This window comes from Roseovarius sp. 217, from assembly GCF_000152845.1.
Classification (GTDB): Bacteria; Pseudomonadota; Alphaproteobacteria; order Rhodobacterales; family Rhodobacteraceae; genus Roseovarius.
In genome coordinates, this window is sequence record NZ_CH902584.1 from 2,021,870 (window position 1) to 2,048,156 (window position 26,287).

The following is a 26,287-nucleotide window of genomic DNA, read 5'->3' on the forward strand; positions in this document are numbered from 1 at the left end:
TCAATTCCCCTCGGGTCGGTTTTCAAAATAGGTCGAGCGGGTGCCGCGCAGCACGATGTCGAACTTATAGGCGATGGCATCGAGCGGGACAGAGGCATTCATGTCGAGCGCCGCGACGAGTTGGTCGATCGCGCGCGGGTCGGGGATGGTCTGGACGATGGGGCATTTGGCGATGAGGGGATCGCCCTCAAAATACATCTGGGTGATGAGGCGCTGGGCAAAGGCGGTGCCAAAAACCGACACATGGATATGCGCGGGACGCCAGTTGTTGACCCAGTTGCGCCATGGGTAGGCACCGGGTTTGACGGTGCGGAAGGAGTAAAAGCCGTTGGCATCCGTGAGGGTGCGCCCGCAGCCGCCGAAATTAGGGTCAATCGGGGCGAGGTAGCTGTCCTTTTTATGGCGGTAGCGACCGCCGGCATTGGCCTGCCAGATTTCCACGAGCGTATTGGGGACGGGACGGGCGTTTTCATCCAGCACCCGGCCATGCACGATGATGCGCTCGCCGATGGGATCGCCGCCGTGCGCGTAATTGCGGATCAGGTCATTGTCGAGCGCGGCGATATCCGTGTGCCCAAAGGTCGGCCCGGTCAGTTCGCTGGCCGAGGTCTGGAGCGAGAGGAGGGGCAGACGGGGCGCGCGGGCGACGGAGGTTTTATAGTCGGGTGTGAGGGCGGGCGGGTGCCATGTGCGGTCGCGCTGATAGAGGTCTGTGGCGGTCATGGTCTGTCCTCTTCCATCTCTGCATAGGTGTCTTTGGCCAGTTTGATGGCGTGATTGGCTGCCGGAACCCCGGCGTAGATCGCGACATGCTGGAACGCCTCGATCACGTCGCGGGGGGTGGCGCCGGTGTTGGCGGTGGCGCGGATATGCATCGGGATTTCCGCGAAATTGCCGGTTGCGGCGAGCAGAGCCAGCGTGAGCATCGAGCGGTCGCGCAGGGTGATGCCGTCGCTTGCCCAGACCGTGCCCCAAGCGGATTCGGTGATCAGCGTTTGAAAGGCTGTGTCAAACTCGGTCTTGGCGGCCTCAGCGCGGTCGACATGGGCGTCGCCCAGAACGCGGCAGCGCACGGCCATGCCGGTGCTGTATCGGTCGGTCATCGTTTCGGTATCCCTTTGTGACGCATGAGGCGTTTCTGTGCTGCGATGCGGAACGGGGCGTTGGGCGCGCCATAGCCGGGATAGCCGCTTGTGCGTTGGACGATTTCAAAGAACATGCCGCCCGCGTAGGGCCGCGAATAGAGCTGGAAGAAAGCGCCTGTTGCGTCCTCGTCATAGAGGATATTGCCCGCCTCAAGCCGCGCCAGAAGATCAGTCGCGAGATCAAAGCGCGCGGCAAGATCGGCGTAGTAATTGGGCGACATTGGCAGGGGTTCAAAGCCGCGTGCGGCAAGCGCTTGGGACGTGGCGAAAATGTCATCTGTGGCCAGCGCGATATGCTGCACCGACGCGCCAAAGCTGTCGGCCAGGAAATTGCCCGCCATGGTGCGGTGGGTTTCCGCGCCGTTGAGGGTGATGCGGAAGGCACCATCCGGGGTTTCCAGCGCCTGAGAGCGCACGAGACCATCGGGGTCGACCACATCGACCATGGGGGATTTCCGCATGCCAAAGAGCGTGGTGTAGAAGAGCGACCACGAGAGCATCTGATCATAGCTCATGGTTTGCGCCAGATGGTCGATACGGGTGAGGCCCGCGCCGGTTTCGCCCGGCTGGTCGGGGGTGAATTCGACCGACCAGACATCGCTGAGACCGCTCTTGTCGTCGATGAAATGCAGCACGCTGCCGCTGAGGCCACGGATGGCGGGAATGTCCAATTCGCCGGGGCCAAGCGGCTGGGAAAAGGGATGCGCGCCAAGCGCCGTGGCACGGGCGACGGCGGCGGTTGCGTCATCGACGCTGAGGCCCACATCGCAGACGGTGGTGCCGTGCATCGTATAGGCGCTGCTGGCATAGCCGGTGGTCTCTCGGTTGACGACAATGCGAATGTCGCCTTGGGTCCAGAGCGAGAGTTGTTTCGAGATGTGGCGGCCTGCGGGGGTGAATCCGAGGGTTTGCAGGAGGGTTTCAAGCGCTGTCGCCCCATCGCCTCGGGTGGCGAATTCGACGAAGGACACGCCCTTGACCTGCGCGCGGGCGGGCATTTGGGGCAGGTCGAGCGCGGGGGCTGGTTCCTTGCGGCGCACATCGTCGAGCAGGGCCACAAGCGAGCGATAGCCGTCTTCGGCCACGGTGCGGGTGCTGCCGCCGCGAAACTGGTCGTTGAAGATTTCGAGCGAAATCGGGCCTGCGTAGCCGGTGGCGACCACGGTCTGCATAAAGCCGGTCACGTCAAGATCGCCCTCGCCGGGCATGTTGCGGAAATGGCGGGACCAATAGAGCAGGTCCATGTCGATGCGGGGGGCGTCGGCGAGTTGCACGAAAAATATCTTGTCGCCGGGGATGCGGCGGATGGTGTCGGGGTCGATGCCGCGCCCGAGGGTGTGAAAGCTGTCGAGGATGAGGCCGACATTGGCGTGATCGGCGCGGCGCACGATTTCCCAGGCGTCGCGGTGATCGTTGACGTGGCGGCCCCAAGCGAGCGCCTCGAAGCCCACGCGCAGGCCACGGCGCGCGGCGCGGTCGCCAAGTTCGTGGAAATCAGCCGCCGCGCGGTCGATGCCGCCCAGTGCCTCGAGGTGGCAAGAGGAGCAGACCAGAATGAGATCGGTGCCCAATTCCTGCATCAGATCGAATTTGCGTTCGGCGCGGTCAAAGGCCTTGGCGCGCAGGGGGGCGGGCAGGCCCTCGAAATCGCGGAAGGGTTGGAAGAGGGTGATCTCAAGCCCCATGGCGCGGATCATCTCACCGACGTCGCGGGGGCTGCCGTCATGGGCGATGAAATCCTGCTCGAAGATCTCGATCCCGTCAAAACCGGCGGCGGCGATGGCCTCCAATTTCTCGGGCAGGCTGCCGGAGACGGAGACGGTGGCAATGGAGGTTTTCATGGGGCGTCCCCTTCGATGGCGGCGCGCAGGGCAGGCTCGTCCAGCGGCGTGTCGGTAAAGATCGCCCAGGCATCGACGCCCTGACCGAAGAAAAGCTCGTAGCCCGAGATGATGTGCAGCCCGGCGGCGGTGGCGTCGTGCAGGAATTGGGTATCGACGGGGGTATAGACCGCGTCAAAGGCCCATTTGGCCCCGGCCATGGCGGGGGCGGGCAGGGGGGTGCCGCCGATGCCGACCATGCCAAGCGGCGTGCAGTTGATGAGGCCATCGGCCCCATTTGCGGCGGTGACGGGATCGGTCGAGACCTCGATCCGCGTGGCGGTGCCCAAGGCGCGGAGGCTAGAGGCCAGCGCCTCGGCCTTGGTGGCATCCAGATCGACACAGCGGATGGCGGTGGCGTTCAGGCCGATGAGACCAAAGGCCACCGCCTTGCCGACCCCGCCTGTGCCGATCAGGCAGACGGTGCCGGGATTGGCGGTGCCTAACACGTCGCGATAGGCACGCATGAAGCCGGTGTAATCGGTGTTGAACCCCTTGGGACCGTCCGCGTCGAAGACCACGGTATTGACCGCCCCGATGGCGCGCACGAGCGGGTCGGAGACAGTGACGCGGCGGGTCACAAGCTCTTTGTAGGGGTAGGTGATGTTGAGGCCGCGGTAGCCCGTTGCCTGCGCCTGATCGAACACCTCGTCAAAGGTGAGGTGCAGGTCGCGGGGGATCAAGCGGTCATAGGTCACGTTTAGGCCCGTAAGCTGCCCTGCCGTGACATGCAGCCGGGGGGATTTCGAGCGGGTGATATTGTCGCCGATGAGACCGAGTTTCACAGGACCTGTATGGGCGCGGGTGCGGGTCGCGGTCATTGGGATGCCTTTCGGAAGAGGCGGATTTTCAGGGCGGTCCAGAGCGGTGTCTGGCTGACGAAGATCAGGATCACCGCCGCGAAAAGGGTGAAGGAGAGGGGGCTGGTGAGGATGCCTTCGAAGAAGCGGCCAAGGTCCTCGCGGTCCGAGATGATGGCGCGCCGCCAGTTGTCATCCAAGAGCCGCGACAGGATCACGCCGAGGATCACCGGGCCAAGCGGATAGCCGTAGTGGCGCATGAAGTAGCCAAAGACGCCAAAGCCCAGCATCCAGTAGACATCCGAGATCGAATTGTTGACCGCGTAGGCCCCGACGATGGACAGAAGCAGGATCAACGGGATGATGACGGCGCGGGGCATTTCCACGATCTTGGTAAAGATGCGGATGCCGGTGAGGCCGAAGATCAGCATGAAGATATTGGCCATGAAGAGCGCGCCGACGATGAACCAGAACATATCGGGTTGATCAATCATCAGCATCGGGCCGGGGTTGAGGCCGTGGATGAAAAGCGCGCCAATCATGATGGCGGTGACGGCATCGCCGGGAATGCCCAGCGTCATCATCGGGATGAAGGCCCCGCCCACGGCGGCGTTGTTGGCGGTCTCGGGGGCGACGAGCCCCTCCATTGCGCCTTTGCCAAAGGGCACCTTGGGGTTCTTGGTCACGCGCTTGGCGTGGTCATAGGCCATGAGCGCCGCGATATCGCCGCCGGTGCCGGGCAATGCGCCGATGATCACGCCGATGGTCGAGGTTTGCAGCGAGAGCGGCAGGTATTTGCGGATCACGCCAAAGGAGGGCACGATCTTGGTGATCTTCTGGCGGATGGCGGTTTTGTTGACGTTCTGGAGCTGCAAGAGTGCTTCGGACACGCCGAACATGCCGATCATCACGGCGATAAAGGAAATCCCGCCCTCCATCAGTTGCAGATCGAAGGTGAGGCGTTCGGTGAAGGTGAGCGGATCGCGCCCGACCGCGCCGATGGCAAGGCCCAAAGCCCCGGCAAAGATGCCCTTGACCAGACTGCCCGAGGAGAGCGAGCCGACCAGCAGGATGCCGAGCACGGCAAGCAGCATATAGTCGCGCGGTTGGAATTTCAGCGCGAAGACCGAGACATAGGGCGCCGCGAGGGCCAGCACGAGGATGCCGATCAGCCCGCCGAAGAAGGACATGACAGTCGTCACGCCAATCGCCTGCCCGGCCTCGCCGCGCTGGGCCATGGGATAGCCATCGAGTGCTGTGGCAATGGCCGAGGGCGCGCCGGGGATGTTGAGCAGGATCGCCGTGCGTGAGCCGCCATAGACGCCGCCCATATAGATGCCGACCATGAGGGAAATCGCCGGATAGACCTCCCATGAGAAGGTGAAGGAAATGAGGATCGACACGGCCATGGTGACAGAGAGGCCGGGAATGGCGCCGATATAGATGCCTGCAAAGGTGCCGATGGCGACCAGAAGCAGCAGATCAGGTTGGGTAAAGACCGTGAGAATGGCTAAGAGAGTGTCCATTACGAGCCCCCGCCGGACAGAAGGTTGCGGAAAAGCTGGATAAATTCCGCCTCGGGCACGACGCCGGAGGGCAGCAGCACGGTAAAGATCACGCGGAACACGATCCAGATCACGGCAAGCGCGCCGAGGGCTGTGAGGATGGACCGGGGCCAGCCCCAGCCAGACAAGAGCCGGATTGCGGCGATGAGAAAGAGCGCGGCGGTGGGCAGAAACCCGAGGGGTTTCAGAAGCAGGCCGAAGATCACCAGGAACCCGGCGAAGATGAGCACCGTCATCGGCAGGATGTCGCCCCGCAGGGTTTCGACCGTGACCCGTGGCAGGCGCGCGGTGCGCCATGTGACGACGAGGGCCGAGATGAGCATGACGGCGGTGGTAGCCATGGGTACGGAACCGGGGGCGGAAAGCGCCTCGAACCCTGAAATCGCATATGCGTTGTAGAACAGGATCGCGCTGGCAAGGCTGAGGAAGAGGGCAAAGCCCAGTTCGCCGGGTCTGCGTTTGGCGTCATACCCGCCGGGTGTTGCGTCGGACGTACCGTCGTGGTGGTCCTGATCGCCTCTGAATTCGGGGTCCATCGTGGTCTCCTCCCTTGGCGCAACCGGGCTCCAATCCCGAAACGCAACGCGCCGCCCAGCCTGAGGCGCGGGCGGCGCCAGGTGTGGCTGGCCAGACGGCCAGCCGCTTTGACTGTTTTGGGTGTTGTTATTCGCCGGGGCGCGCGATGCCGAACTCTTCCGGCGAGGCTTTGGTCAGACCTGCCTCTTGCAAGAGCCAAGCGGTGTTTTGCTGCCATGTGGTCAGAAACTCGGTCGCCTCGTCACCGCTGATCGACATCATGGTAAAGCCGCGGCCATCCATCAGCGCCAGGAAATCAGCGTTTTGTGCGCCGGTCGTATAGGCCACGGTCAGCTTGGCCACAACGTCATCGGGTGTGCCTTTGGGGACGAAGACGCCAAAGAACGGGCCCCAGGGCAGATAGGTGCTGTAGCCGTCGTTGAAGGAGGTGACGGTGGGCACGTCGGGCAGTTTGGCGCTGGCTTCGGTGTCGAAGATCGCCAGCGGTTTCATGGCACCGGCACGGATGGATTCGATGGCGGCGCCGAGAACGGCGGGCATCACGTCGATGGCACCACTTTGCAGAGCGGTGAGGGCAGGGCCGTCGCCGTCATAGGGGATGGCGGTCACGTCAAGCGTGCCTTCGACGGTGTTCATCATGGCGGTGACCACGGAAGGCACGCCGCCCGGACCGGTGGAACCGATGCGGAGTTCGCCCGGATTGGCCTTGATGAAATCCATCATGCCCGCGTAATCGTCAAACGGGGCATCGTTGCGGGCGACCAGAATGGGCGTGCCGCGTGCGAGGATGTTGATCGGGGTGAATTCCGAGTAATCCTTGTCACCCAGACCCATCACCTTGTAGAGCAGCGGGTTTTCCGCGCCCATCAGCAGCGTGTAGCCATCGGCGTCCGAGCCTGCGACATGGTTGAGGGCAATCGCGCCCACGGCGCCGGTCATGTTCTGCATGACCACGGTGCCACCCAGCACGGTTTCGGCATGCGGTGTGACCGCGCGCATCACCGTGTCGGTCGAGCCACCGGCCCCCCATTGAATGATTCCTTGAATTTCTTTGGCGGGGTAGTCCTGCGCGGTTGCTACCGCGGCACTCAGCCCGAACGCAATGACTGCGCCAATCAGCTTACGAGACATCTCTGTCCTCCCTAGATTTCTTCGCTGACGATTCGCTCCTCGCACCGCCAGTTGACCCATTTATGTACCTTGCGGTTAATTTGTCAAGATAAATGGACCTCTGGGTTAAATTCATGCTATCCAAGGATGGAATCAATGAGTGGGACGAGGCGGTTGCATGGATGCGAGTGAGGGTGAGACAGGCCGCAAGCGCAAGACTTCATGGAAGAAAGATCCAGCGGCGGTGCGGCAGGACATTCTGACGATTGCGACGCGGGAGTTTGCCGCGCATGGGCTCTCGGGGGCCAATATCAACGAGATTGCGCGCCAGACCTCCACCTCGAAGCGGATGATCTATTATTACTTCGGGGATAAGGAGGGGCTCTATTGCAGTGTCTTGGAGGGCGTCTATGCCACGCTGCGTGCCCGCGAGGATGATCTCGATGTTGCCGGGCTAGAGCCGGTCGCGGCGCTGCGGCGGCTGATCGAGGCAACGTTCGAGGCGCATGTGACCGCGCCGCATTTCATTCGGCTGGTGATGATCGAGAATATCCACAATGCCGAATACCTGCGCAAATCCGAGAGTGTGCCAAAGCTGAACCGCTCGATCATCGACAAGCTCGAGGATGTCTGCGCGCGTGGCAAGGCGGCGGGGCTGTTCCGCGAGGGGACGGATGCGCTGGAGCTGCATTGGCTGACCAGCTCGTTCAGTTTCTACAACGTGTCGAACCGGGCGACGTTCTCGACCTCATTCGGAACGGCGCTCTATTCCAAGACGCGGCAAAGCCAATTGCTCGAGCGATTGGTGGATATGGTGCTGGCGACGGTGGTGATCGGGTATGAGCCGAAAACCTGGAATGATCCCGTCTGACCATTGAACGGGTGCGGGCCGTGATGACCGCCCTGGAAACGAAAAGGGCCGGGCAAAGATGCCCGGCCCGACTGATGAGTGGTTCGTCGTGGTGGGTTAGCCTTCCCACTTTTCCATGTTCTCCAATTCCTCAACCGTGAGGCTGGTCGTGGCCTGGAGGGCATCGGTCACACCGTCTTGATCGCGGGTCAGGCTGATTTCGTCAAACGAGACCGCGACCGGCTTTTCGCCCAGCCCAAGGAAACCGCCCACATCGACGATGACGTGCTCAACCTGACCATCGTCGGTCAGAACGATGTCCGAGATTTCGCCGATATGTTCGTCTGTGGCATCATAGAGTGCCACGCCCTCAAGCTCTTCGGCAGTCAGCGCGGCGCGCTCGTCATCGGACAGCTGCGGCATGTCGTCGGTCTCGGTGGTGGCCGTCGCACCGGCGGTGGCATCGGCATCGACGCCTGCACCGGAGCTGATGCCTGCATCCGCGTTGGTGGTTGCATCCGTGTTGGCGCCTGTCTCCGCAGCGGTGTCCGCGCCCGAGTTGACCTCGGCATTGGCGTCCGTGTCGGATGCCATGGTGTCGCCTTCGAGATTGTTCTCGGAGGAGGCGGTCTCATCGGTGCCGGCAAAGAAGCTGCCGCCCTCATCCAGAACGCTCTGACGGTCCAGTTCTTCACCCTCTTCCAATGCGGCGCGGTCCCCGGTGAAGACGACGAAGTATTCATCCTCCGACCCCTCTTCGGTCACCATCTTGAGTTGGTCCATCGAGGTGCTGAGTTCTTTGCCCCCCATCCCGAGGAACCCACCCACATCAAGCGTGATGGAGTCGATCTGACCATCCTTGGACAGGATGACGTCATTGACCTCGCCGACGTTTTCCCAATCTTCGGACGGTGCCTCGATTGTGTCGACGATGCCGACGTCGGGGGCGTCTTCGCTCTGCATATAGACGGTTTTGCCGATAAGATCCGACGCGCTGATCTCGACACCGTTCAGGTCCATCGTGACATCGGCATTGGCATTGGCGGTCGCGCCCGAGGGATCGCTCGACGTGTCTGACGATTGTGTCGTGCTCGGTGCGGTCTGATCCGTTGTCTCGGCCGTTGGGTCGGTCGTGGTGTCGGATTGCGCAAAGACCGGCATTGCGGTCAGCGCGACGATCGCGGTGGTGGCTAGAATGCGTTTCATGAGTGAACTCCTTAGTCCTGCGTTGGTTTGACGCCGCAGTGTCGCAGCGCCCTGACTACCCAACCGTCAGAGCCGCAGAAGGTTTCAAGATTGGGTCAAAATATACTTGAGAATCTGACGGAACTTTGAGCGGAACCATGCGTTTTATCGCAACGCGTCTGTGCCTTTAACGGGTTGGACATTGATCGCGCCCGATGTGGCGCGCCCTTGAAGATTGGAGTTTTGAACATGCTTGAGATCACCGGCATTGGCGGGATCATTCTGTTGATCCTGGATATATGGGCCATCGTTTCTGTCGTTGGATCGGGGGCGACCACGGGCAAGAAGGTTCTGTGGGTCGTGTTGATCCTGTTGCTGCCGCTCTTGGGCTTTATTCTGTGGCTGGTGTTCGGGCCGCGATCTGGCCGGGTGTAACGCTGCGGTGGTGGGTCGAGCCCTGGCCCGGTGACCCTCTTGCGTCGTCAAATGTTTTTGCGGAACCGTTTGGGCGATGGAGCGTTGTGACACAGTGGCCAGCGCGATGCGCTGACCGTCCGGAGCCTGGCTATCATCCCCAAGATGCAAGGCAAGCTCTGCCGCACCCATCCCGTGTCCCTTGGGTGCTTGCCCCCGCCTGTCCCGGCGGGGGCATTTACGACCGAACCTCAGGGGGCAGCGGACCATTAACCTCTGATCGGCAGGACCATGACCCAGACCAAACCAGCGCAGGATGACACATCGACAGCCGCGATTGAGAGCCTCAAGGTTCTGGTCACCGCTGAAGAGGCATATCCAGCGCTAGAGCGCGCCTTTTTACAGGCGCAGACCGAGGTTTCGGCCTGTTTTCGAGTGTTCGATCTGAGGACGCGGTTGCGCTCTTCCGAGGCGCGCGCGATTGGCACGACGTGGTTTGATCTCTTTGTGCATACGTTGGATCGCGGTGTGTCGATCCGGCTTGTGGTTTCGGATTTCGATCCGATTGCGGCGGTGCATCTGCATCGGCTGGCGTGGCAGACGCAGCGGCAGATTTCGGCCGTGCGGGAATTGGCGCAGCCGGGCGCGCGGCTGGAGTTTACCGTGGCGCTGCACGACGCCAAGAGTGGCGTCTTGCCCCGCGTGTTGTTCTATCCGCTGGTCCGGATGAAAATCCGCGAGATGGTGGACAAATGGTATCACATGACCAAGGACGAGCGCGTGCGATTTCGCGCCGAGACACCGCGATTGCGCAGCCTGTGCCGGGTGGATAACCGGGATCAGCTCTGTTTTCCGCTGCGGTTGATGGACCTGCATCCCGCGACGCATCATCAGAAACTGGCGGTGTTCGATCGCCGTCTGGTGTATATCGGCGGGCTTGATCTGAACGAGCGGCGCTATGACACCAAGCGGCATAGGCAAGAGCCGAACCAGACCTGGCATGATGTGCAGGTGATGGCGACCGGGCCTGTTGCAGAGGCCGCTCAGGCGCATCTCGAGGGGTTTTTGGCGTCTGTGGCGCGCAAATCCGCGCCGCCGCGCGCTGTGCCGGGATTTTTGCGCACGCTGTCGCGCCGCCGATTGAGCGCGCCGATGCGGATGTCACCGCATACGGTGCTGCGCGAAATCGAGGCCGCGCATCTGCGCGCCATCGCCAAGGTGGAGCGGCTGGTCTATCTGGAAACGCAGTATTTTCGGCACGTGCCCTTGGCGCGGGCGCTGGCGCGACGCGCGCGGCATTGCCCGGATCTTCGGGTGATTGTCGTGCTTCCGGCCGCGCCGGAAGAGGTGGCGTTCTCCAGTGATCCGGGGTTGGAAGGCCGCTTTGGCGAGCATCAGCAGGCCCGTTCGCTGGCCTATCTCAAGGCGGCGGTTGGGCAAGACCGGCTGTTGATCGCCTCGCCGGTGCAGCCGCGTGCGAGTGACAGTGACGGGCGTGACACGCTCGAGAAGTCGCCGCTCGTCTATGTGCATTCCAAGGTCTCGATCTTTGACGAGTCCGCCGCCATCGTTTCCTCGGCCAATCTCAACGGGCGCAGCATGAGATGGGACACCGAAGCCGGTTTGCATATCACGCAGGCCGATCAGGTGGCCTTGATCCGCGAGCGTGTGATGGGGTGTTGGTTGCCCAAGGATGCGGGATCTGCGTTTCTCGATATCGACACGGGGTTTGCACAGTGGCAGCGTATGGTGAGCAGCAACAGTGCGCTGCCGCCGCAGCACCGTCGCGGATTTCTGGTGGATTACGATTCCGACGCTGCCAAGGCGATTGGTCTGCCCTTGCCGGGGATGCCCGAAGAGGTGGTTTAAGGCGCGGGGTCTTCGACTGTCGCATCGACCGCGAAGATATCCAGAAGGGCGAGCGCGATCACGAGAACCGGAATGGCGATGATGCCGCCAATCGGTCCCCAGAGCCAGAGCCAGAACACCAGAGACACGAAGATGAGAAGCGGGTTGACCGAAATATGTCGCCCAACAAAGGACGGGGTGACAAACTGTGCCTCAATCATGTTGAGGAACAGAAAGATTGCCGGGGGGGTCACAGCCATCAGGCCGTCAAAGGCGACGATCCCGGCCAACAACAATCCCGCCGCCACGGTCATTGGCCCCACATAGAGCACGAAATTCAGCAGGGCCGCGACAAAGGCCCAGACAAAGGGGCCGGGCAGCTCGATCAGAAACAGCGCCCCGCCCAAGGCAGCACCCAGACCCGCGTTGATACAGGAAATGGCGAGGAAATAGCGGGCCACCAGCCGTTCGGCGTTGGTAAACCGGCGCAGAATGTCCTGCGTATCGTCCGAGGTGCCGATCCAGAGCGACAGCCATGCATACATGCGCTTGCGTGTCAGCAGAAAGAAAAACAGCGTACCGCAGAACACCAGCGCCTGCGCCAGCACCAGCGGGGCCAAAAAGAGCGCACTGGTGAGGTTGGGCATGCCGCCGCCTTCGGATGTTTCACTGGCAGCGTCGGCCGCAGCTCCGAGCGCCTCTCCGACCTCGCGGTTGACCTCTTGCAGGCCGCGAATGAGGTTGCTGATTTCTGCGATGATCGAGCGCAATTCATACTGGATGCGCGGCAGTTCCTCGACGATTTGCCAGATCAAGGGTTCGGCCAGAATGGCCAGAGTGCCGATGGCCGAGACCCCAAGGATCAGCACGGTGGATGAGGCGAGGCCGCATGAAAAGCCGATCCGCTCGAATAGATCGGTGACGGGGGCGAGCATCACCCCGGTCACAAGCGCCAGAACCATCGGCGCGAAAATATCCGCGCCGGTCTTGAGGGCTGCAAAGCTGAGGATGAGCGCAATCAGGATTACCGCCACGCGGAGACCCGGATCACCGTCGACGGTAAATCTGTACATTCTTTCTCAACGCCCTCGCGCAGGTTTGGTTCCCGTGTGGGAGCATTATTTCAGATCAGCGGGCGCTTCATTGGGTCGCGGTCGGGTTCAAGCTGGGCAATGCGACACAGCTCGTCGCGATCATGGAGGATCAATCGACCGTTTTGCCATGTGGCGGACCGCTGTTCGCGCAGGCGTTTGAGCATCTTGTTGACATGGACCACGGAAAGGCCGAGCGCGTCGGCAAGATCCTGTTGCCGATACGGCAACGGCATCTCGTGTCCGGTGGTCAATCCGATTGCCGCGCCCCGGTCAAAGAGCCGCACAAAGGCCCGCGCGATGCGTTCAAGCCCGTCCATATGTCCGAGGATGGCCAGGCTTTCGCCAAGTAGGTGTTCTTCGACGGCGGCAATCCATGTGAGGTCATAGGCGCGGTCGGGATGGTCGCGGAACAATTCCCACAGGCGTTTGCGGTCAAAGACACAGAGTTTCATGTCTGTTGTCGCCTCGACCGAGTGCTGCATTTCCTGCATCACCCCGGCCTGTAGCCCGATGAAATCGCCGGGCATCACGAAGTTGATCACTTGTCGCTCGCCCGACAACAGCGTCTTGTAGCGCAGGCCCATGCCGCTCAACGCGGTATAGAGTTGCGGGCTGTTGGAGGCCTCCATCATCAGGGTTGTGCCGCCATCCACCTCCAGCTCGCCGGTCTTGAAACTCTGCATGAACGTGACCTCCTGGGGGGTCATCTGCACAAACAGATCCCGGGCGCGCAGGGGGCAATTCTGACATTTTGTGACCATGTGAAAAAACCTCTTAATAGATGTCACAGTTTAATGCATCACTCCGAATAATGTTCCAGAATTAGGAATGTTTGGATATGACCCAATGAGAGAGCCCCTAATGCCCTTTGATGAGACGACGCCGCCGGAGCCGCCGGTTTATATCGTCATGGACAGTAATTTGCTGATTGCGGAGGATCTTTGTGGTTCACTTCAGGCGGCAGGACCGTGCCGTGTGATCAATGCGCCGCACCCGGATGAGTTGATTCGCATTCTGGAGGGCGAAACGCGGGTATCCGCAGCCTTTTTGGAAATGCGCTATGATCAGGTGCTGCAAGCAGGGCTCGACAGCGCGCTCAGCCTGCGGGGGGCACGAATCGTGCTGACCATGGGCGAGGAAGACGAGATCAAGGTGGCCAAGCAGGGCTGGGCCATGCTGGTGCGGCCCTTTACTGAGGACATGATTCGCGGCGTGCTGCGGCCGATGGTGAACGGGGTCTAGAGTTTTGGGTTTTTGTTGAGATCCGAAACCCCTCGTCTTGTTTGTCGTGGCGCTCGTTCGTGGCGAGGCCAAGCCTAGGCTGGGCTTGAAATTGCCTAGGGTCGTGGTGCGCGGGCGGAGCGACCGGCCTGCAATCCCACGGCAAAGGCCTCGGCCACCTGCAACAGCGGTTCTTTGGCAGGCGGCTGTTCGGCGGCGGTCTCCGCGTCCGTCGATTGACCGCCAAGCGCCAGAAAGCAGAAACCAAGAACGAGATAGAGCGCGCCGATGACGGTGTGTGCGACAAGCGCACTCTCATAGGTGGCGATCAGAATCCAGAGCGCCACGGTCAGAAACCCCAAGCCCGCCAGACCAAAGACCACACCTGCCACGGTGAAGGCCGCCGCGCGCGCCGCATTGCGTGCGCGGCGGCGAAGGTCAGAGACAATGCCGCCCATCGGTTATTTCCGGCCCGTCATGAACCCGAGAAGAAATCCAACCCCAACGGCGATACCAACCGCAGCTGCGGGCTGGCTGCGGACGGCGTCTGCGGCCTGTTGGCCCATTTCTTCGGCACGGTGCTGGGCGGCATGCAATTGCTGCTCGCCTGAGTGACGCAGTTCCGACACTTTGCGGCGCGCGCCATCGACGGCCGCGTCGCGCGTCGCTCCGCCAAGTCCCGAAAGGGTCTTGGAGATGGCCGAGATGTCCTCGCGCAGCGTCACGATCTGTTTTGAGAGCTGGTCAATCTCGTCTTGCGGCGATGTGTCGATGGATTTTGCTTGTGCCATGATTGCGTCCTTTCGGGTTGATATATGACACTCAACGCACGCGGCCCCGCGCGGTTCCGGGAAAGCTGAAAGAAACTTGAAACGTGAGGATTTTGAAGGAAAACGGATTCTGCGGGAACCAAAACAGCCGCTTGCCCGTTGGGTTAGCAATCGGAACCATGTTGCATTGAAAGGAGAGTCCGATGCTGTACTGGGCACTTGTATTCTTGGTGGTCGCGCTGATCGCTGGTGTTTTGGGGTTTGGTGGCGTCGCCTCGGCCTCGGCGGGGATCGCACAGATTCTGTTCGTGATCTTCCTCGTGTTGTTCGTCGTCGCAATGATCGCCCGCGCCCTGCGTGGTCGCGCACCCTGACGGGTGATATGGATACGCCCCGCGTATGAGCGCGGGGCGATTGCAGAGAGACCTTCTGACGATGACCCCGTGCCCAGAGCGCGGGGTCATGTCATGTCAGATGGCTTAACCCTGAAGGGTTTCTGTGCTGGCAAAGAACATCGCCTGACTGACAGCGGATTGCACCTGTTCCTCGCTATAGGGTTTGGTGATCAGAAAGGCCGGTTCGGGCCGTTCGCCGGTCAGGAGACGCTCGGGGAACGCGGTGATGAAGACGATCGGCCGGTCGCCCAATTCCTTGAGGATGAGATTGACCGCGTCGATGCCCGAGGATTTGTCGGCCAGTTGAATATCGGCCAGGATCATCTCTGGCGGGTCGCGCCGCGCGAGTTTCACCGCCTCGTCGCGGGTGCGCGCGATGCCGGTGACGTCATGGCCCATATCTTCGACAATGGCGCGGATATCCATGGCAATGATCGCCTCATCCTCGATGATCATGATCCGGCCCCGGATCGAGTTGGTCATTTCGGTGCGTGCGATGGTCAAGAGCGCGGTGGCCTCATCCGCCGTGCCACCGATGATCTGGGCGATGTCGGGCGCACGAAAGCCCTCGATGCTGTGCAGCAAGAGCGCCTCTCGGGTGTTCTTGGTCAGATTTGCGAGCCGCCATTGCGCGCGCGCCTCGGGAGAGGTGACGGCGTCCGCCTCGGCGACGGGCGAGCCGGACGAGATCCAGATTTGATGAAAGGCCTGGAACAGGGCGGACTTTGGGGTGAGCCCGCTGTTGAACACGTCCTGATCTTCGAGCAAGGCCTCGAGTGTTGCGAGCGCATAGTGATCGCCCGTCTGCTGATTGCCGGTCAGGGCACGCGCATAGCGCCGAAGATAGGGGAGGTTTTCGGCGATCTGAGTGCTCAGGTCCGGCTGGCGCGGTGTTTCCGTCATGTGTGTCCTCAAAAAATGTGTCCTTGAGGGAACCAAACGCGGAACAGCGTGTTATGTTCCCGAGCAGGCGCAAGAAAGTGCCGATTCAATGATGGCAGATGAATAGGCGAAATGGAAAAGAATCGCAGGACCAAGAAATTGAGTGAAACAATCGACGAGAATCTCCGGCGTGTCTATGCGGACACGGCCAAGGAGCCGGTGCCGGAACGCTTTACCAAGCTGTTGGAGCAATTGCGCCAGCAGGGCGAGGACAAGCAGAAATCCTCTGGTGATGATTCGTGAAAAACGACATAGACCCAAAAATGGACCCGCGCGAAGAGCTGCTGGGGCACTTGCCTGCGATGCGCGCCTTTGCCCTGAACCTCACGCGCAATTCCGCAACGGCGGATGATCTGGTGCAGGACGCGGTGGTCAAGGCTTGGGGTAATTTTGACAAGTTCAAACCCGGCACGAACCTTCGCGCATGGCTGTTCACGATCCTGCGCAACACGTATTATTCGCTCTATCGCAAGCGCCGCCGCGAGATCGAGGACCCCGATGGCAAGATGGCGGGGCAATTGTCTGAAAAGCCGGCGCATGACGGGCATCTGGCGATGACGGATTTCCGCGCGGCCTTTGCCCAGCTTACCGATGAGCAGCGCGAAGTTCTGATCCTCGTCGGGGCCGAGGGGTTTTCCTATGAGGATGCCGCAGAGATGTGCGGCTGTGCAGTGGGCACAATCAAGAGCCGCACCAACCGTGCGCGCAAGCGGCTGGCGGAGTTGATGCATCTGGATGATGAGGACGAGTTGGAAATGACCGATGCCGCGACAATGGCGGTGGTGAGCGGGACCTCGGTTGCATGAAATTGAGGCTGGCCGCGCTGCGTGGGCTCTGGACGCCCAATCTTGCGCTGCAATTGGGGTTTGGTTTGAGCCTCGCCATCCTGCCGCTCGGTTTTGTATCCGTGTATCAGACCTACAAGGTTCTTGAAGAACGGCAGACCCTCTCGGAAACGGCGCTGTTGGAGCAGACCCAACAGGCCGTGGCCGAAAGCCGGGACATGATCCAATCCGCGATGAGCACGGCCGAGACGCTGGCGATCACGGTGCCCGTTTTTGATACCTCGGAGACGACGTGCGATGCGGTGATGGCGCGGGTTGTAGAAGAGAATCCGAAGTTCACCTTTGCAGGCTTTGTCGATGAGGGGCTCAACCTTGTGTGTGCGTCGAACGGCGGGCGTCAGGATCTGAGTGATCTGGATTCCATTCGCACCGAACTCACCAGCCGACAGACAGAGATTCTGATGCATCCGCTGGAATTCATCGGCGGCACTGCCACGGTCAGCGTTGCGGTGCCGGTTTTTGCAGGCGGGCGATTTCGCGGAACAGTCTGGATCGCGGTGCCGGTCAGCGCTCTCAATGAAAAACTGTCTACGGTCGTGCCGGAGGTCGATCTTGTGCTGTTTCAGTTCGAAGGCAAGATTGTTGCCACCGCCAAGTTTTCGGATTTCCGCCGCTCGGTTCTTCCGGCCTCCTATGGGTTGGACCGCTTGGCGGAGAAGGGGCGGCAGACGTTTCAGGATGTGAATCAGGAGGGCAAGACGCGCGACTTTGCGGTGGTCCCGATTGTCAGCGACAAGGTCTTTGCCTTGGGCAGCTGGGAGCCTCGGCTCGGGCGCGGGGCGCTGCCGGGCTATGAGGGTGCCTTTGCTCTTTATCTACCGTTGGTCATGTGGGTGATCACGATTGTGGTGGCCTATGTCGGCGTCAATCATCTGGTGATCCGGCATGTGCGCCGCCTGCGGTCTTGGATGCGGCTCTATGCGGCGGGGCGCGGTGATCTGGACAAGGCGCGGCTCGACAATGCTCCGGAGGAGTTGGAGATCGTGGCCGAGGCGTTTCGGGCCATGACCCGGCGGCTGTCAGAGCAGGAGCGGCGGCTGGAAGAGGATTTGAACGAAAAGACCGTGCTCTTGCGCGAGGTGCATCACCGGGTGAAGAACAATCTTCAGCTTATCTCGAGCATGCTCAACATGCAGATCCGCGCGACCGGAAGCACCGAGGCCAAGCATCTCTTGCGGCGGGTGCAGGACCGGGTGATGGCGCTATCGGCCATTCACCGATACCTCTATCTGGCGCGCAAGCTGTCGCTGGTACGGGCCGACAAGCTGCTGGAGGATATCATTCAGCAATTGGTGATTGTCGGCACGCTGGACGAATCCGGACGTGAGATCACAGTCACCACCGCCCTCGAACCGGTCGAGATCAGCCCGGATCAATCCGTTCCTCTGTCGCTCTTGACGACAGAGGCCGCGATCAACGCCGTGAAATACTGCGGCATGACCAGCGGGGCGGATGCCTGGATCAATATTGCGCTGAAAGCGGTCTCGGCGGACAGCTTTTGCCTGAGTGTGGTGAACTCTCGCGTGCCCGAGGGGCAGGCCGACGCCATAACGGAGGCACCGATTGATGGCTCTGGGTTAGGCTCGAAGTTGATTGAATCCTTTGTCGCGCAGTTGAATGGCACGCTCGAGATCGACACGCAGCCTGACCGATATGAGCTGCATGTCGTCTTTCCGATGAGATGGCCCACGCCGGACGACGACGAGGGCTGAGCCTGAAAGAATTATGCGGGCCAGATGGAACCAAGCGATTGCACCTGCGTTGTTCCTGCACATGAAATCAAACGGAGATTGCAATGACACGTTCAAGACTTTCCCTCATTTCCCTGCTCTTCATGGGCGTTCTGGCTGCCTGCGAGACGGTGGAGGGCGCTGGCCGTGACATTCAGGGTGCAGGTCAAGCGGTGACAGGCGCATCGCAAGATGTCCAAGAATAACTGTTTGATTTGACACATCTTCAAACCGGGAATGGATATGATCCCGGTTTGAAGATGCTGCGAGAGACTGGGGCGCGCATCTTTGGGATGGGCGCCTTTTCTGAATGTGGCGGGGGGTCAGCCGTGCGACAGGCTGCGCGCTCAGGTGACGATCAGAGTGGCGACGCCGGTCGCCAACGCCGTGGCGGTGAGCATGCCAATCAAGACCAAGAGACCGTCGCCGACGAACATGCCAACGGCGAGGGCTGTGATCACCACGCCCAGCGCCGACGAGGTGAAAGGGATCAGTTCGAGGAAGGGCATGACCACCCCGCAGAGCAGGCAGACGAGTTGAGGCAGGATGACCAGCGGCTCTGTGACCAGACCGTGCAGCCGTCGCCGCGTGACGCGGTCCAGCCACCGCGCCGGGACGCGAAACCATCGGTAGGCGACACGCACCCGTTCTGTGCGCAGGCGTGCGGAGCGAATCCAGCGTGGCAGCCAGAGCGAGGAGCGATGGATCATCTGTTGCAACGAAACCGCAGCGATGATCAGGCCGCATAATGTGGTAAAGCCGGGCACCCCGCTGAGCGGCGAGACCAGCGCCAAGGACGGCAGGATCAGAAGCGGCGCAAAATTGGCCCGCCCGAGCGCATCCACGACATCGCCGACGCTGGTGTAGTCCCCGTTCAGCGCCGCCCATCCGTTTTCGACCAGATCTACCGCTGATTCTGATTCAGTGTCTCGCGCTGCGTCATTCGGCATCTCCGGCCCGTGCTCCTGTTGCGATTGCTACCAGTTTCCCCAAGGGATAACGCCTTGAAGGCATTGTGGTTCCAGACTTGGGACAGGGGGCCCGCCTTGGCGGATCCGGGGGGTATTTTAAGTTTTTCAGGGAACCATACCAGAGGCCGGGCGTTCTTTGATCACATCACGCCAAGCGGGCGTGCGTGTCACCGACCCGTCGGGTCACCGCTCGACGCGGTATAGATACGACCTATTCAAGGAGACTGTAAAATGAAACTTCTTCTCAGCACTGCACTTTGCACCGGAATGACCTTGGCCGCCGTTGGCCCTGTTATGGCTATGGACAAAACCCTGTCCGCGGTTGACGTCAAGGTCGATCTGAGCGCGTATGATGACTCTAACGTTCTCAAATACTGGCCGACCCTCGAGGCTGACCTTGCCACGGCGATTGTGTCGAAGGTGACGGTCGAGGATTCTGCGGACGCCCCCCGTGTTGTCGTCGAGATCAACAAGGTCGCGATTGATGGCAGCACGCTTTTGCCGGACACGGGCGAGTTCAACCAGCTTGAAGGGACGATTTCCACCTTTGAGGGCGTCAACGATGCTGTCTCGGTCAGTGCCGACAGCCTTGAGAATCCGGATGAACTGATCGGCAGCTATGCCTTGCAGATGAGTGCTGTTTCGGGGGATGCCCCGGCCCCTGAGGGCTGGGTTACCATCGAACCCTCGCAGGACGATTTCTACAATGCGCTCGTGGACGCCTATGCGGCGACCGTTGTCGAGCGTCTGGACGTGGACGAGTGATCAACGCGCTGTCTGCCGTGACGTGCGGGCGCTTGGTCGCGCTTACGTTCGCCGGGCAGTCCGCCAAGTCAGCTAATTCAGGCTGACCGCTGCACCTGCAGCACGACCTCACGCCAGAGTTGAGACCCTAAGGGCGGCGACAGACCAGTCGCCGTCCTTGCTTGTCTAAGGCTTGTCTACTGCCGTCTGTCCTGCACGGCGCGCTGCATCAGCAGCCACACGGGCCACACGCTCTGAGGTGCAACGCCCGAAACCCGGACCCAGACCCAGACCCGGACACAGACAGGTCCAATTTGAATGCCAGTGGTGAGCCGTGCAGGATTCGAACCTGCGATCCGATGATTGAAAATATATATAACTCAATGGTTTAAATAGCATCTGGATCAGAAAAGTGAGTTCAACTAAATTTAAGAAGAACAACATGTCCGTCGCCAGCGGGTGAATGTTCTGCGTCCGGCGCAGAGCAACTTTGGTGAGCACAGATGCGTCCGAGTGAGGCGCACTTTCCCGACAGGTTTCATGACTGCCATGAACTAAGACAGAACCTACCCTTCAAAAAAAGATGGACTATTTTTCAACCCAAGGTAATGTTTGATTACGTAACGTAATCTTTTTTTCAATGAATACTTCGACACTCTTTCCGTTCTTCGCTTAAAAAGCATTTAGCCAAAGGATCTCTACAATGGCAAAATCGATTACTTTCACCGTGGACGGCCCTGTTGACACGCTGATCAAGATCACGGAGCTGCCAGACGGAACCCTACGATTTGACATCAACGTATTGGGCTCGGGGCTTCTCGGCGATCTGCGAGGCATCTTCTTTGACATGGCTGACCTTGACGCCACAACGGCGGGGCTCACCGTTGCGGGCATCGACGGCAGCGAAGACATCATCGGTCAGACCGTGTTCGATGAAGGCTCGGTTTCGAGTGTGCGAAACGATGTGAACGTCAACGGCAGCGTGCTCAAGCAACAGGGGCGGTTTGATGGGGGCATTGAATTTGGCACCCCCGGCAAGGCCAAGGATGACATTTCATCTGTCAGCTTTGTGCTCTCGGCCACTGAGCCGCTCTCTCTCGACAGTTTCGATCTTGCGGATTTTGGTCTGCGCTACACGTCCGTCGGCACCGGCAACAAACGCGGTGGCAGCGAGAAAATCGCCGGGGACGCCAGCGGTGTCGCCCGCAATGATGCTTGGGAAGTTGATGAAAACTCAAGGGCTATGGTTGATCTGCTCGCCAATGACACCAACGGTGTACAAGCCGATGGCACGCGCAAGACGGTCATCAGCGTTGTGGACGAACTCGGCGCTCTTGACCCAGTCGTAGCGGGATTTCAGCGCACTGTCGAGATTGGTGGGCTGGTGCTGGGAACCTTGCTCGTCACCAGCGACGGTTTCGCCAAATTCGTGGCTGACGGAGCGGACGTTGACAAACTGGCCCACGATGACATTCGACAGTGGTCCTTTACCTACGAAACCCAATCCAGCGCTGGAAATCTCGCCACGGCCGATGTCGTGCTGACGATCGACGGCCAGAACGATCAGCCCGACGCCTTTGATGTGGCGGTGTCCGTCGGTGAGGATGACGCCTTTGACATGGTGCAGAGCGGCCAGTTCGGTCCCCTCACAGGCGATGGCGTGACCGGAAGTTTCATGGGGTTTGACATTGATATCGGGGATGTCCTGTCTTTCCAGATCATCTCGGACCCGACGGATGCCTTCGGCAATCAGTATGGCGAGGTGGTCAACAACGGCGACGGCACCTTTACCTTCAACCCCACGGATGATTTCCAGTTTCTTGATGCGGGCGAGACCCGCGACGTGACATTCCAATATGTCGCCATCGACGATTCGGGCGTCGGCACATCGACCACCCCGCCGGAAGAGAGCGACACCTCGGCCCCGTCCACGATCACGGTCACGGTGATCGGCGCGGATGACGCTCCCATAGAGTTCACCGATCAGTTGCTGTTTGAGACCAACAATCAATCCATGTTCGGCACCGGTGCTGCGCTGGTCTTTCAGCCCACCTTGCCGTTCTTCGGCTTCAATACCGGCTCTCAGAGCCTCAACGCCACGATCATCCCAAGCTTTACCTTTGCGGGCGATGCGCTCGAGGGGTTACTGGACGGAATCGAGGCAGTGGTGAACGCCATCGCCGATTTCGGTTGCACGATTGCCGGTATCTTTGGCGCGGATTGCGACGCGGATGTTGATCTGCCCTCGTCTATTTCGACCCCCGGCGTGCGGACCGAGGGCAATTTCGCCGCGATGGTTGGCTTGCAGCCCTATTTCTCGCTGAACACCGGCGAGGTGGACGCCTCGGTGCCGGTCGATGTCTTCTTCAGCGCACCGCGTCAGGTTGAAAATGGAGAAACCTTCTCGATCAGCAGCGCCTACTCGCTCGACGGCGGGTCCACCTTCACGACCATGTCGCCCAATGTCAATTTCGGCATGGATTTCGTCTTCGATCTCGACACGGCGCTTGATCTGATCATCGGCAGCTCGCGCTTTGACATCTGGGATATCGACACCGGAAATGACCCGAACTTCACCGGCGAACTTGGCCTTCCGGGCTTTAACATCTTTGATGCCAGCGGTGAGGATCTTGAATTGTCGGTGCCTCTCGGCCCGCTCGATCCGTTCTTTGATCTCGACCTCAACTTTCCGATCATCGAAACAACCGGCACCTTGGATGCCCCGGATGGCAACACGCTCAGCTCTTCGGGCAGCGATGATGTCGCGGCCCTGACTGCTGATCTTGATGCTTTCGCGTCGCAACTTCTGTTTGGTTTCCCCTCGGCCTTTGGCAACAGCGACTCGTTCGGTCTCTCGACCAGTGTCGCGGGGGTCAATCTCAACCTGCTGTCGGTCGAATGGTCATGGGACCTTGTATCCCTCGCGCTGACCACGACACTGGAAACGCTGCAGGACTTTTCGCTCAGCATCGAGGATCTCCCCCTGATGGCGATGCTGGAGGACGGCTCGATCATCAATGGCTTCTCTCTCGGAGATGAAATCACGGTCAACACGCCCACCACCGGCGATTTTGATCCCGACCTGTCCGGCAATGCCGACGGTCTGATCGACGTGGACATCGCCGTGGATATGGAGGCGTTGTTCTCCAACGATACCTACCTCGGCCTTGATCTCGACCTCTTTGCAGGTCTGCTGCAATTCAGCGCCGGGATCACCTCGGACTTCTTCGACGGTCCAAGCGTCAGCCTGTTTGACGGGATCATTCCGTCGATTGACGGCAACAACGACGGCTTCCTGCTCGGCAACACATTCTCGCTGCTGGAGGATGTGCGGCTGGCAACGCTGTTTGATGAAGAATTCGATATCGAAGGATGGAACACCGCCAACACGGATACGCCGATATTCTTTGACGTCGCCTGAGGTTGGCTAACACCTCAACGGAAATGGGCAATGTACGCGTGAGGAAGTTCTTGGATCAGGTTTTGGGGGAACCCCGTGTGGGTGCTGCTGGACGGCGGCCTCGATGGCATCTGCAATTTTGAAGGTCACATCCACAGGCAGTACGAGACGCTCTTTTTTTTAGTAGCTTGCTTCCTGTGAGCCGAGGAGTCGTTACGGAAATTTTGGAAAACCCGGAGCCATTTTAACATCTAGGGTGTCTCAGGAAATTTAGGGGACCTAATGGCGAGTTGGTATTTAGGGCGGCAACTATCAGGAAGAACGGCTTTCTTGCGCCAAGATCACGCAAATCAAACCCAAATCAACGGGTTGGAAATCTATGGAAGCCCTAAACTCTGGAGAGTTAACTCCGAAGCTACTAAGTTGGAACTTCTCGAAGGGTAAACTCTTGGGGTAACAGCCTGGTAAGTTCTGCTTCTCGCCAGTTCATAAGATGAGTAACAGACAACTCGCCGATTCATCGCCAGATATTTGCGCGGCTATCGGATTGAGCAGGATCCGCGCATTCCTTCGTAGACGGCGCAGCCGCAGGAGCGGCGGCGACCTGATCCGCTGGAGCATATTTTCGCGACCTAAGTCGTGCCACTTTTTGAGGAAGCTCCGGGTTTACGACCGGTGGCGACCTGCGCCAGAAGTATCAGACTAAACCTACGGACTTGCACAGATCATGATATCGTTTGGTATCTTTAGTAAGAATTTGATTCGACTACGCCCAGTCCACGAACGTGGCTGAATAGATTGTCCGTCATGTCAAGCTTCGTGCCAATCATACGTGCAGATGTTATCGCGCCTGCGCTGCGCTGGATGGTCAGCCATGGCCGGGATGTCGACTCGGCGCTGCGGGCAGTCGATCTTGATTGGTACCCTTGGGACGATCCGCACGCGATCATTCCCGTAAAGAACGCCGCGCATTTTTTCTTTAATCTCACGCAAGACGAGGGCCCCGATATAGCTTTTCATGTTGTCGCGGAAACTGGTGTGCTCGACATCGGATTACTGGGAAACGCCATCGCTCTTTGCTCGACGCCGCGCAGCGCGCTGACTTTTGCAGCGTCTATGATGCCATATCAATGCACACACGAAGTTCTGGTTCTTTCGAAGAATTCTGACGACTGCGTTATCTCTGACAGTTGGACCTTTGCGTTCAAGGACCAGGAAACACGGCACATTGTCGCGCAATATGTCCTCGCCTTGATCCACAAGATCTGCCGCTCCACGGGGAAGTCGTCACCTCCGCTTCAGGCGGTGAGAATGGTGCCGCATCCCGAATTCGGCCTTTCTCACCTGCGCCCCTGGCTCGACTGCGATTTGCAGGCTGATGTCAATACGCCTCTGGAGGTTGTAATCCCTGCCTTCATAGCTGACCATTCTTTCCCGAAGCACCTCGTCGACGCCGGGCAGCATCTGCCAATCCCGAGGTTGCGTCCGCTGCGCGGCGACGGCAGCATGGCGGGGTGTCTCGCCTTGCTTGCCAAGAGCATGATGAAAGATGGAAACCCCTCGCTCGACAGAATGGCGGCCATTGCGGGAGTAAGTCGCCGCACCTTGCAGCGCCGGCTGGCTCAGGAAGAAGTCAGCCTTTCCGACGTCATCGACAGGGTCCGACAGGACATTGCCGCAGAATGGCTAAAGGACCCACGCTCACGGTTGCAGGATTTGTCGGGGCAAATGGGTTACACACACCCGTCGACCCTCACACGCGCGATGCGGCGCTGGAGCGAACAGTCGCCCTGACGCGAGCAACCGGATAAGGTTGGCACGCGGATAGTATTCCGGCCACGCTTACGGATGCAGCACCACCCCGAACGGGAATATGCTGGGCAGAAGTTTTTGTGGCGCGCAAAGTCAATTCCACAGGTTCTTCCGAGGCTATGATCGATCTGGGGCAGGTCGTCCTGCCAGGAAGCAGAAGTTGACTGCGCATGAAAATATTATTTCTTGTTCCCTTTTCTTTTGTGTCGGTCTCTCCGGTATTCGCTCAGGAATCGAACTGGGAGTATTCGACGACGCTTTACGGATGGTTCACGGGAATCAGCAACACGGTCGAAACACCTGCCGGAGAGGTGAAGACAGAGGCCGATTTCTCAGACGTATGGGATTCGCTGGACCTTGCTTTAATGGGCACATTTGAAGCTCGACGCCATCGCTGGTCCTTCATAGGAGATCTCATCTACAGCGATCTCAGTGCGAGCAGCGACACACCCGGCCCTGTATTTAACGCTGCCAAGGTGGAAACGGAGATGACGTTGCTGTCGGCCTATGCGGCCTATCGCGTTGTTGATACCGCAGACGCAACGCTCGACCTCGGTGGCGGTCTTCGCTGGTATGACGTGGATATCGACGTTGGTCTGACAGGCGGTCCATTGCCGGGGAACCGTTCGTTCGGCGATAACTGGGTCGATCCTATTCTGGCCGCACGTCTTGCTGTGCCGCTTTCAGGTGACTGGTTCGCGGCAGGAATGGTCGATGTCGGCGGCTTTGGGATTGGCGATGCATCCGACCTTTCTTGGCAGGTTCTGGCCAGCGTCGGATACAAATTCAACGAAACCTGGTCGGCGAGGTTTGGCTATCGATACTTGTCTATCGAGAAGAAAATCGACGGCACGGATGTCGATCTGGAACTCTATGGTCCGGTGATCGGGATCACGGCGCGTTTCTGACAGGGAATACAAAATGACCGTGGCCGATGCGCTACCATCATTATCCCGCAAGAGTGTGCACCGGGCCCGGATGGGTCCCCAAAGTGGAATTACAGCCGTTCTGGCTTCTTAGGAACCTTAA

Annotated in this window: 27 protein-coding genes; 13 read left to right on the forward strand and 14 right to left on the reverse strand. The window is 59.8% G+C overall.

Annotation, left to right across the window (positions count from 1 at the left end):
• The 7 genes from pcaH to ROS217_RS09735 form a co-directional block, all read right to left on the reverse strand.
• Positions 1-723: a protocatechuate 3,4-dioxygenase subunit beta gene (gene pcaH, locus ROS217_RS09705; protein WP_009817546.1), complete on the reverse strand. Its 723-nt coding sequence runs from the start codon at positions 721-723 to the stop codon at positions 1-3.
• Complete coding sequence (gene pcaC / locus ROS217_RS09710) at positions 720-1,103, reverse strand: 4-carboxymuconolactone decarboxylase (RefSeq protein WP_009817547.1); 384 nt, start codon at positions 1,101-1,103, stop codon at positions 720-722. Before pcaC ends, pcaH begins: the two co-directional genes overlap by 4 nt.
• The gene (locus ROS217_RS09715) at positions 1,100-2,986 is read right to left on the reverse strand and encodes a bifunctional sugar phosphate isomerase/epimerase/4-hydroxyphenylpyruvate dioxygenase family protein (protein WP_009817548.1); all 1,887 of its coding nucleotides are present in this window, start codon (positions 2,984-2,986) and stop codon (positions 1,100-1,102) included. Before ROS217_RS09715 ends, pcaC begins: the two co-directional genes overlap by 4 nt.
• Positions 2,983-3,846, reverse strand: a complete 864-nt coding sequence (locus ROS217_RS09720) for a shikimate dehydrogenase family protein (RefSeq protein WP_009817549.1) — start codon at positions 3,844-3,846, stop codon at positions 2,983-2,985. The genes ROS217_RS09715 and ROS217_RS09720 overlap by 4 nt, the downstream gene beginning before the upstream one ends.
• On the reverse strand, positions 3,843-5,351 hold the full coding sequence (locus ROS217_RS09725) for a tripartite tricarboxylate transporter permease (protein WP_009817550.1): 1,509 nt from the start codon (positions 5,349-5,351) through the stop codon (positions 3,843-3,845). Before ROS217_RS09725 ends, ROS217_RS09720 begins: the two co-directional genes overlap by 4 nt.
• A complete protein-coding gene (locus ROS217_RS09730) occupies positions 5,351-5,926 on the reverse strand; it encodes a tripartite tricarboxylate transporter TctB family protein (RefSeq protein ID WP_009817551.1) in 576 nt (191 codons plus the stop codon). The genes ROS217_RS09725 and ROS217_RS09730 overlap by 1 nt, the downstream gene beginning before the upstream one ends.
• A 127-nt stretch (positions 5,927-6,053) precedes the next feature.
• A complete protein-coding gene (locus tag ROS217_RS09735) occupies positions 6,054-7,058 on the reverse strand; it encodes a Bug family tripartite tricarboxylate transporter substrate binding protein (RefSeq protein ID WP_009817552.1) in 1,005 nt (334 codons plus the stop codon).
• A 157-nt stretch (positions 7,059-7,215) separates the two neighbouring features.
• On the opposite strand from ROS217_RS09735, the gene ROS217_RS09740 reads away from it, so the two are divergent.
• On the forward strand, positions 7,216-7,908 hold the full coding sequence (locus ROS217_RS09740; protein WP_009817553.1) for a TetR family transcriptional regulator: 693 nt from the start codon (positions 7,216-7,218) through the stop codon (positions 7,906-7,908).
• Between the two features lie 96 nt (positions 7,909-8,004).
• Here the strand turns inward: ROS217_RS09740 and ROS217_RS09745 are convergent, their stop codons facing one another.
• Positions 8,005-9,093, reverse strand: coding sequence for a PRC-barrel domain-containing protein (locus ROS217_RS09745; protein ID WP_009817554.1), 1,089 nt, complete (start codon positions 9,091-9,093; stop codon positions 8,005-8,007).
• A gap of 228 nt (positions 9,094-9,321) precedes the next feature.
• Between ROS217_RS09745 and ROS217_RS09750 the strand changes: the two genes are divergently transcribed.
• Together ROS217_RS09750 and ROS217_RS09755 are read left to right on the forward strand one after the other, a co-directional pair.
• Positions 9,322-9,507: a PLDc N-terminal domain-containing protein gene (locus ROS217_RS09750; RefSeq protein ID WP_009817555.1), complete on the forward strand. Its 186-nt coding sequence runs from the start codon at positions 9,322-9,324 to the stop codon at positions 9,505-9,507.
• Positions 9,508-9,777: 270 nt separating this feature from the next.
• The gene (locus ROS217_RS09755) at positions 9,778-11,355 is read left to right on the forward strand and encodes a phospholipase D family protein (protein ID WP_009817556.1); all 1,578 of its coding nucleotides are present in this window, start codon (positions 9,778-9,780) and stop codon (positions 11,353-11,355) included.
• Here the strand turns inward: ROS217_RS09755 and ROS217_RS09760 are convergent.
• Entirely contained in the window at positions 11,352-12,407 is a 1,056-nt protein-coding gene (locus ROS217_RS09760; protein WP_009817557.1) for an AI-2E family transporter, read from the reverse strand. The genes ROS217_RS09755 and ROS217_RS09760 overlap by 4 nt on opposite strands.
• Positions 12,408-12,457: 50 nt before the next feature.
• Positions 12,458-13,189 (reverse strand): Crp/Fnr family transcriptional regulator, encoded by a 732-nt coding sequence (locus ROS217_RS09765; protein WP_009817558.1) that lies wholly within the window; start codon positions 13,187-13,189, stop codon positions 12,458-12,460.
• Positions 13,190-13,274: 85 nt separating this feature from the next.
• Here ROS217_RS09765 and ROS217_RS09770 point away from each other — a divergent pair, with 85 nt between their 5' ends.
• A complete protein-coding gene (locus ROS217_RS09770) occupies positions 13,275-13,670 on the forward strand; it encodes a hypothetical protein (RefSeq protein ID WP_254656398.1) in 396 nt (131 codons plus the stop codon).
• Between the two features lie 95 nt (positions 13,671-13,765).
• Here the strand turns inward: ROS217_RS09770 and ROS217_RS09775 are convergent, their stop codons facing one another.
• The gene (locus ROS217_RS09775) at positions 13,766-14,107 is read right to left on the reverse strand and encodes a phage holin family protein (protein ID WP_009817560.1); all 342 of its coding nucleotides are present in this window, start codon (positions 14,105-14,107) and stop codon (positions 13,766-13,768) included.
• A 3-nt stretch (positions 14,108-14,110) separates the two neighbouring features.
• Complete coding sequence (locus ROS217_RS09780) at positions 14,111-14,440, reverse strand: DUF883 family protein (RefSeq protein WP_009817561.1); 330 nt, start codon at positions 14,438-14,440, stop codon at positions 14,111-14,113.
• A gap of 182 nt (positions 14,441-14,622) precedes the next feature.
• Here ROS217_RS09780 and ROS217_RS23505 point away from each other — a divergent pair, with 182 nt between their 5' ends.
• Entirely contained in the window at positions 14,623-14,793 is a 171-nt protein-coding gene (locus ROS217_RS23505) for a DUF1328 domain-containing protein (protein ID WP_009817562.1), read from the forward strand.
• A 105-nt stretch (positions 14,794-14,898) separates the two neighbouring features.
• Here ROS217_RS23505 and ROS217_RS09790 read toward each other — a convergent pair whose 3' ends face one another.
• Entirely contained in the window at positions 14,899-15,717 is an 819-nt protein-coding gene (locus ROS217_RS09790; RefSeq protein ID WP_009817563.1) for a response regulator, read from the reverse strand.
• A gap of 138 nt (positions 15,718-15,855) precedes the next feature.
• Between ROS217_RS09790 and ROS217_RS09795 the strand changes: the two genes are divergently transcribed.
• From ROS217_RS09795 to ROS217_RS23510, 4 genes are all read left to right on the forward strand, one after another.
• Positions 15,856-15,999, forward strand: a complete 144-nt coding sequence (locus ROS217_RS09795) for a NepR family anti-sigma factor (RefSeq protein ID WP_363301792.1) — start codon at positions 15,856-15,858, stop codon at positions 15,997-15,999.
• A gap of 20 nt (positions 16,000-16,019) precedes the next feature.
• Positions 16,020-16,562 (forward strand): RNA polymerase sigma factor, encoded by a 543-nt coding sequence (locus ROS217_RS09800; RefSeq protein ID WP_040650501.1) that lies wholly within the window; start codon positions 16,020-16,022, stop codon positions 16,560-16,562.
• Positions 16,559-18,313 carry a sensor histidine kinase gene (locus tag ROS217_RS09805; RefSeq protein ID WP_009817566.1) on the forward strand — a complete coding sequence of 585 codons (1,755 nt, stop codon included), beginning with the start codon at positions 16,559-16,561 and terminating at the stop codon, positions 18,311-18,313. Before ROS217_RS09800 ends, ROS217_RS09805 begins: the two co-directional genes overlap by 4 nt.
• An 83-nt stretch (positions 18,314-18,396) precedes the next feature.
• Positions 18,397-18,537, forward strand: coding sequence for an entericidin A/B family lipoprotein (locus ROS217_RS23510; protein ID WP_083781531.1), 141 nt, complete (start codon positions 18,397-18,399; stop codon positions 18,535-18,537).
• Positions 18,538-18,678: 141 nt separating this feature from the next.
• Here the strand turns inward: ROS217_RS23510 and ROS217_RS09810 are convergent, their stop codons facing one another.
• A complete protein-coding gene (locus tag ROS217_RS09810; protein WP_009817568.1) occupies positions 18,679-19,281 on the reverse strand; it encodes an exopolysaccharide biosynthesis protein in 603 nt (200 codons plus the stop codon).
• Positions 19,282-19,533: 252 nt separating this feature from the next.
• Between ROS217_RS09810 and ROS217_RS09815 the strand changes: the two genes are divergently transcribed.
• The 4 genes from ROS217_RS09815 to ROS217_RS09830 all read left to right on the forward strand — a co-directional run bounded on the left by ROS217_RS09815 (position 19,534) and on the right by ROS217_RS09830 (position 26,166).
• Positions 19,534-20,067 (forward strand): hypothetical protein, encoded by a 534-nt coding sequence (locus ROS217_RS09815; RefSeq protein WP_040650504.1) that lies wholly within the window; start codon positions 19,534-19,536, stop codon positions 20,065-20,067.
• A 682-nt stretch (positions 20,068-20,749) separates the two neighbouring features.
• The gene (locus ROS217_RS09820; RefSeq protein ID WP_009817570.1) at positions 20,750-23,467 is read left to right on the forward strand and encodes an Ig-like domain-containing protein; all 2,718 of its coding nucleotides are present in this window, start codon (positions 20,750-20,752) and stop codon (positions 23,465-23,467) included.
• Positions 23,468-24,253: 786 nt separating this feature from the next.
• Positions 24,254-25,240, forward strand: a complete 987-nt coding sequence (locus ROS217_RS09825) for a helix-turn-helix transcriptional regulator (protein WP_009817571.1) — start codon at positions 24,254-24,256, stop codon at positions 25,238-25,240.
• A gap of 188 nt (positions 25,241-25,428) precedes the next feature.
• Positions 25,429-26,166, forward strand: coding sequence for an outer membrane protein (locus tag ROS217_RS09830; RefSeq protein WP_009817572.1), 738 nt, complete (start codon positions 25,429-25,431; stop codon positions 26,164-26,166).
• The last annotated feature ends 121 nt before the right edge of the window (positions 26,167-26,287 follow it).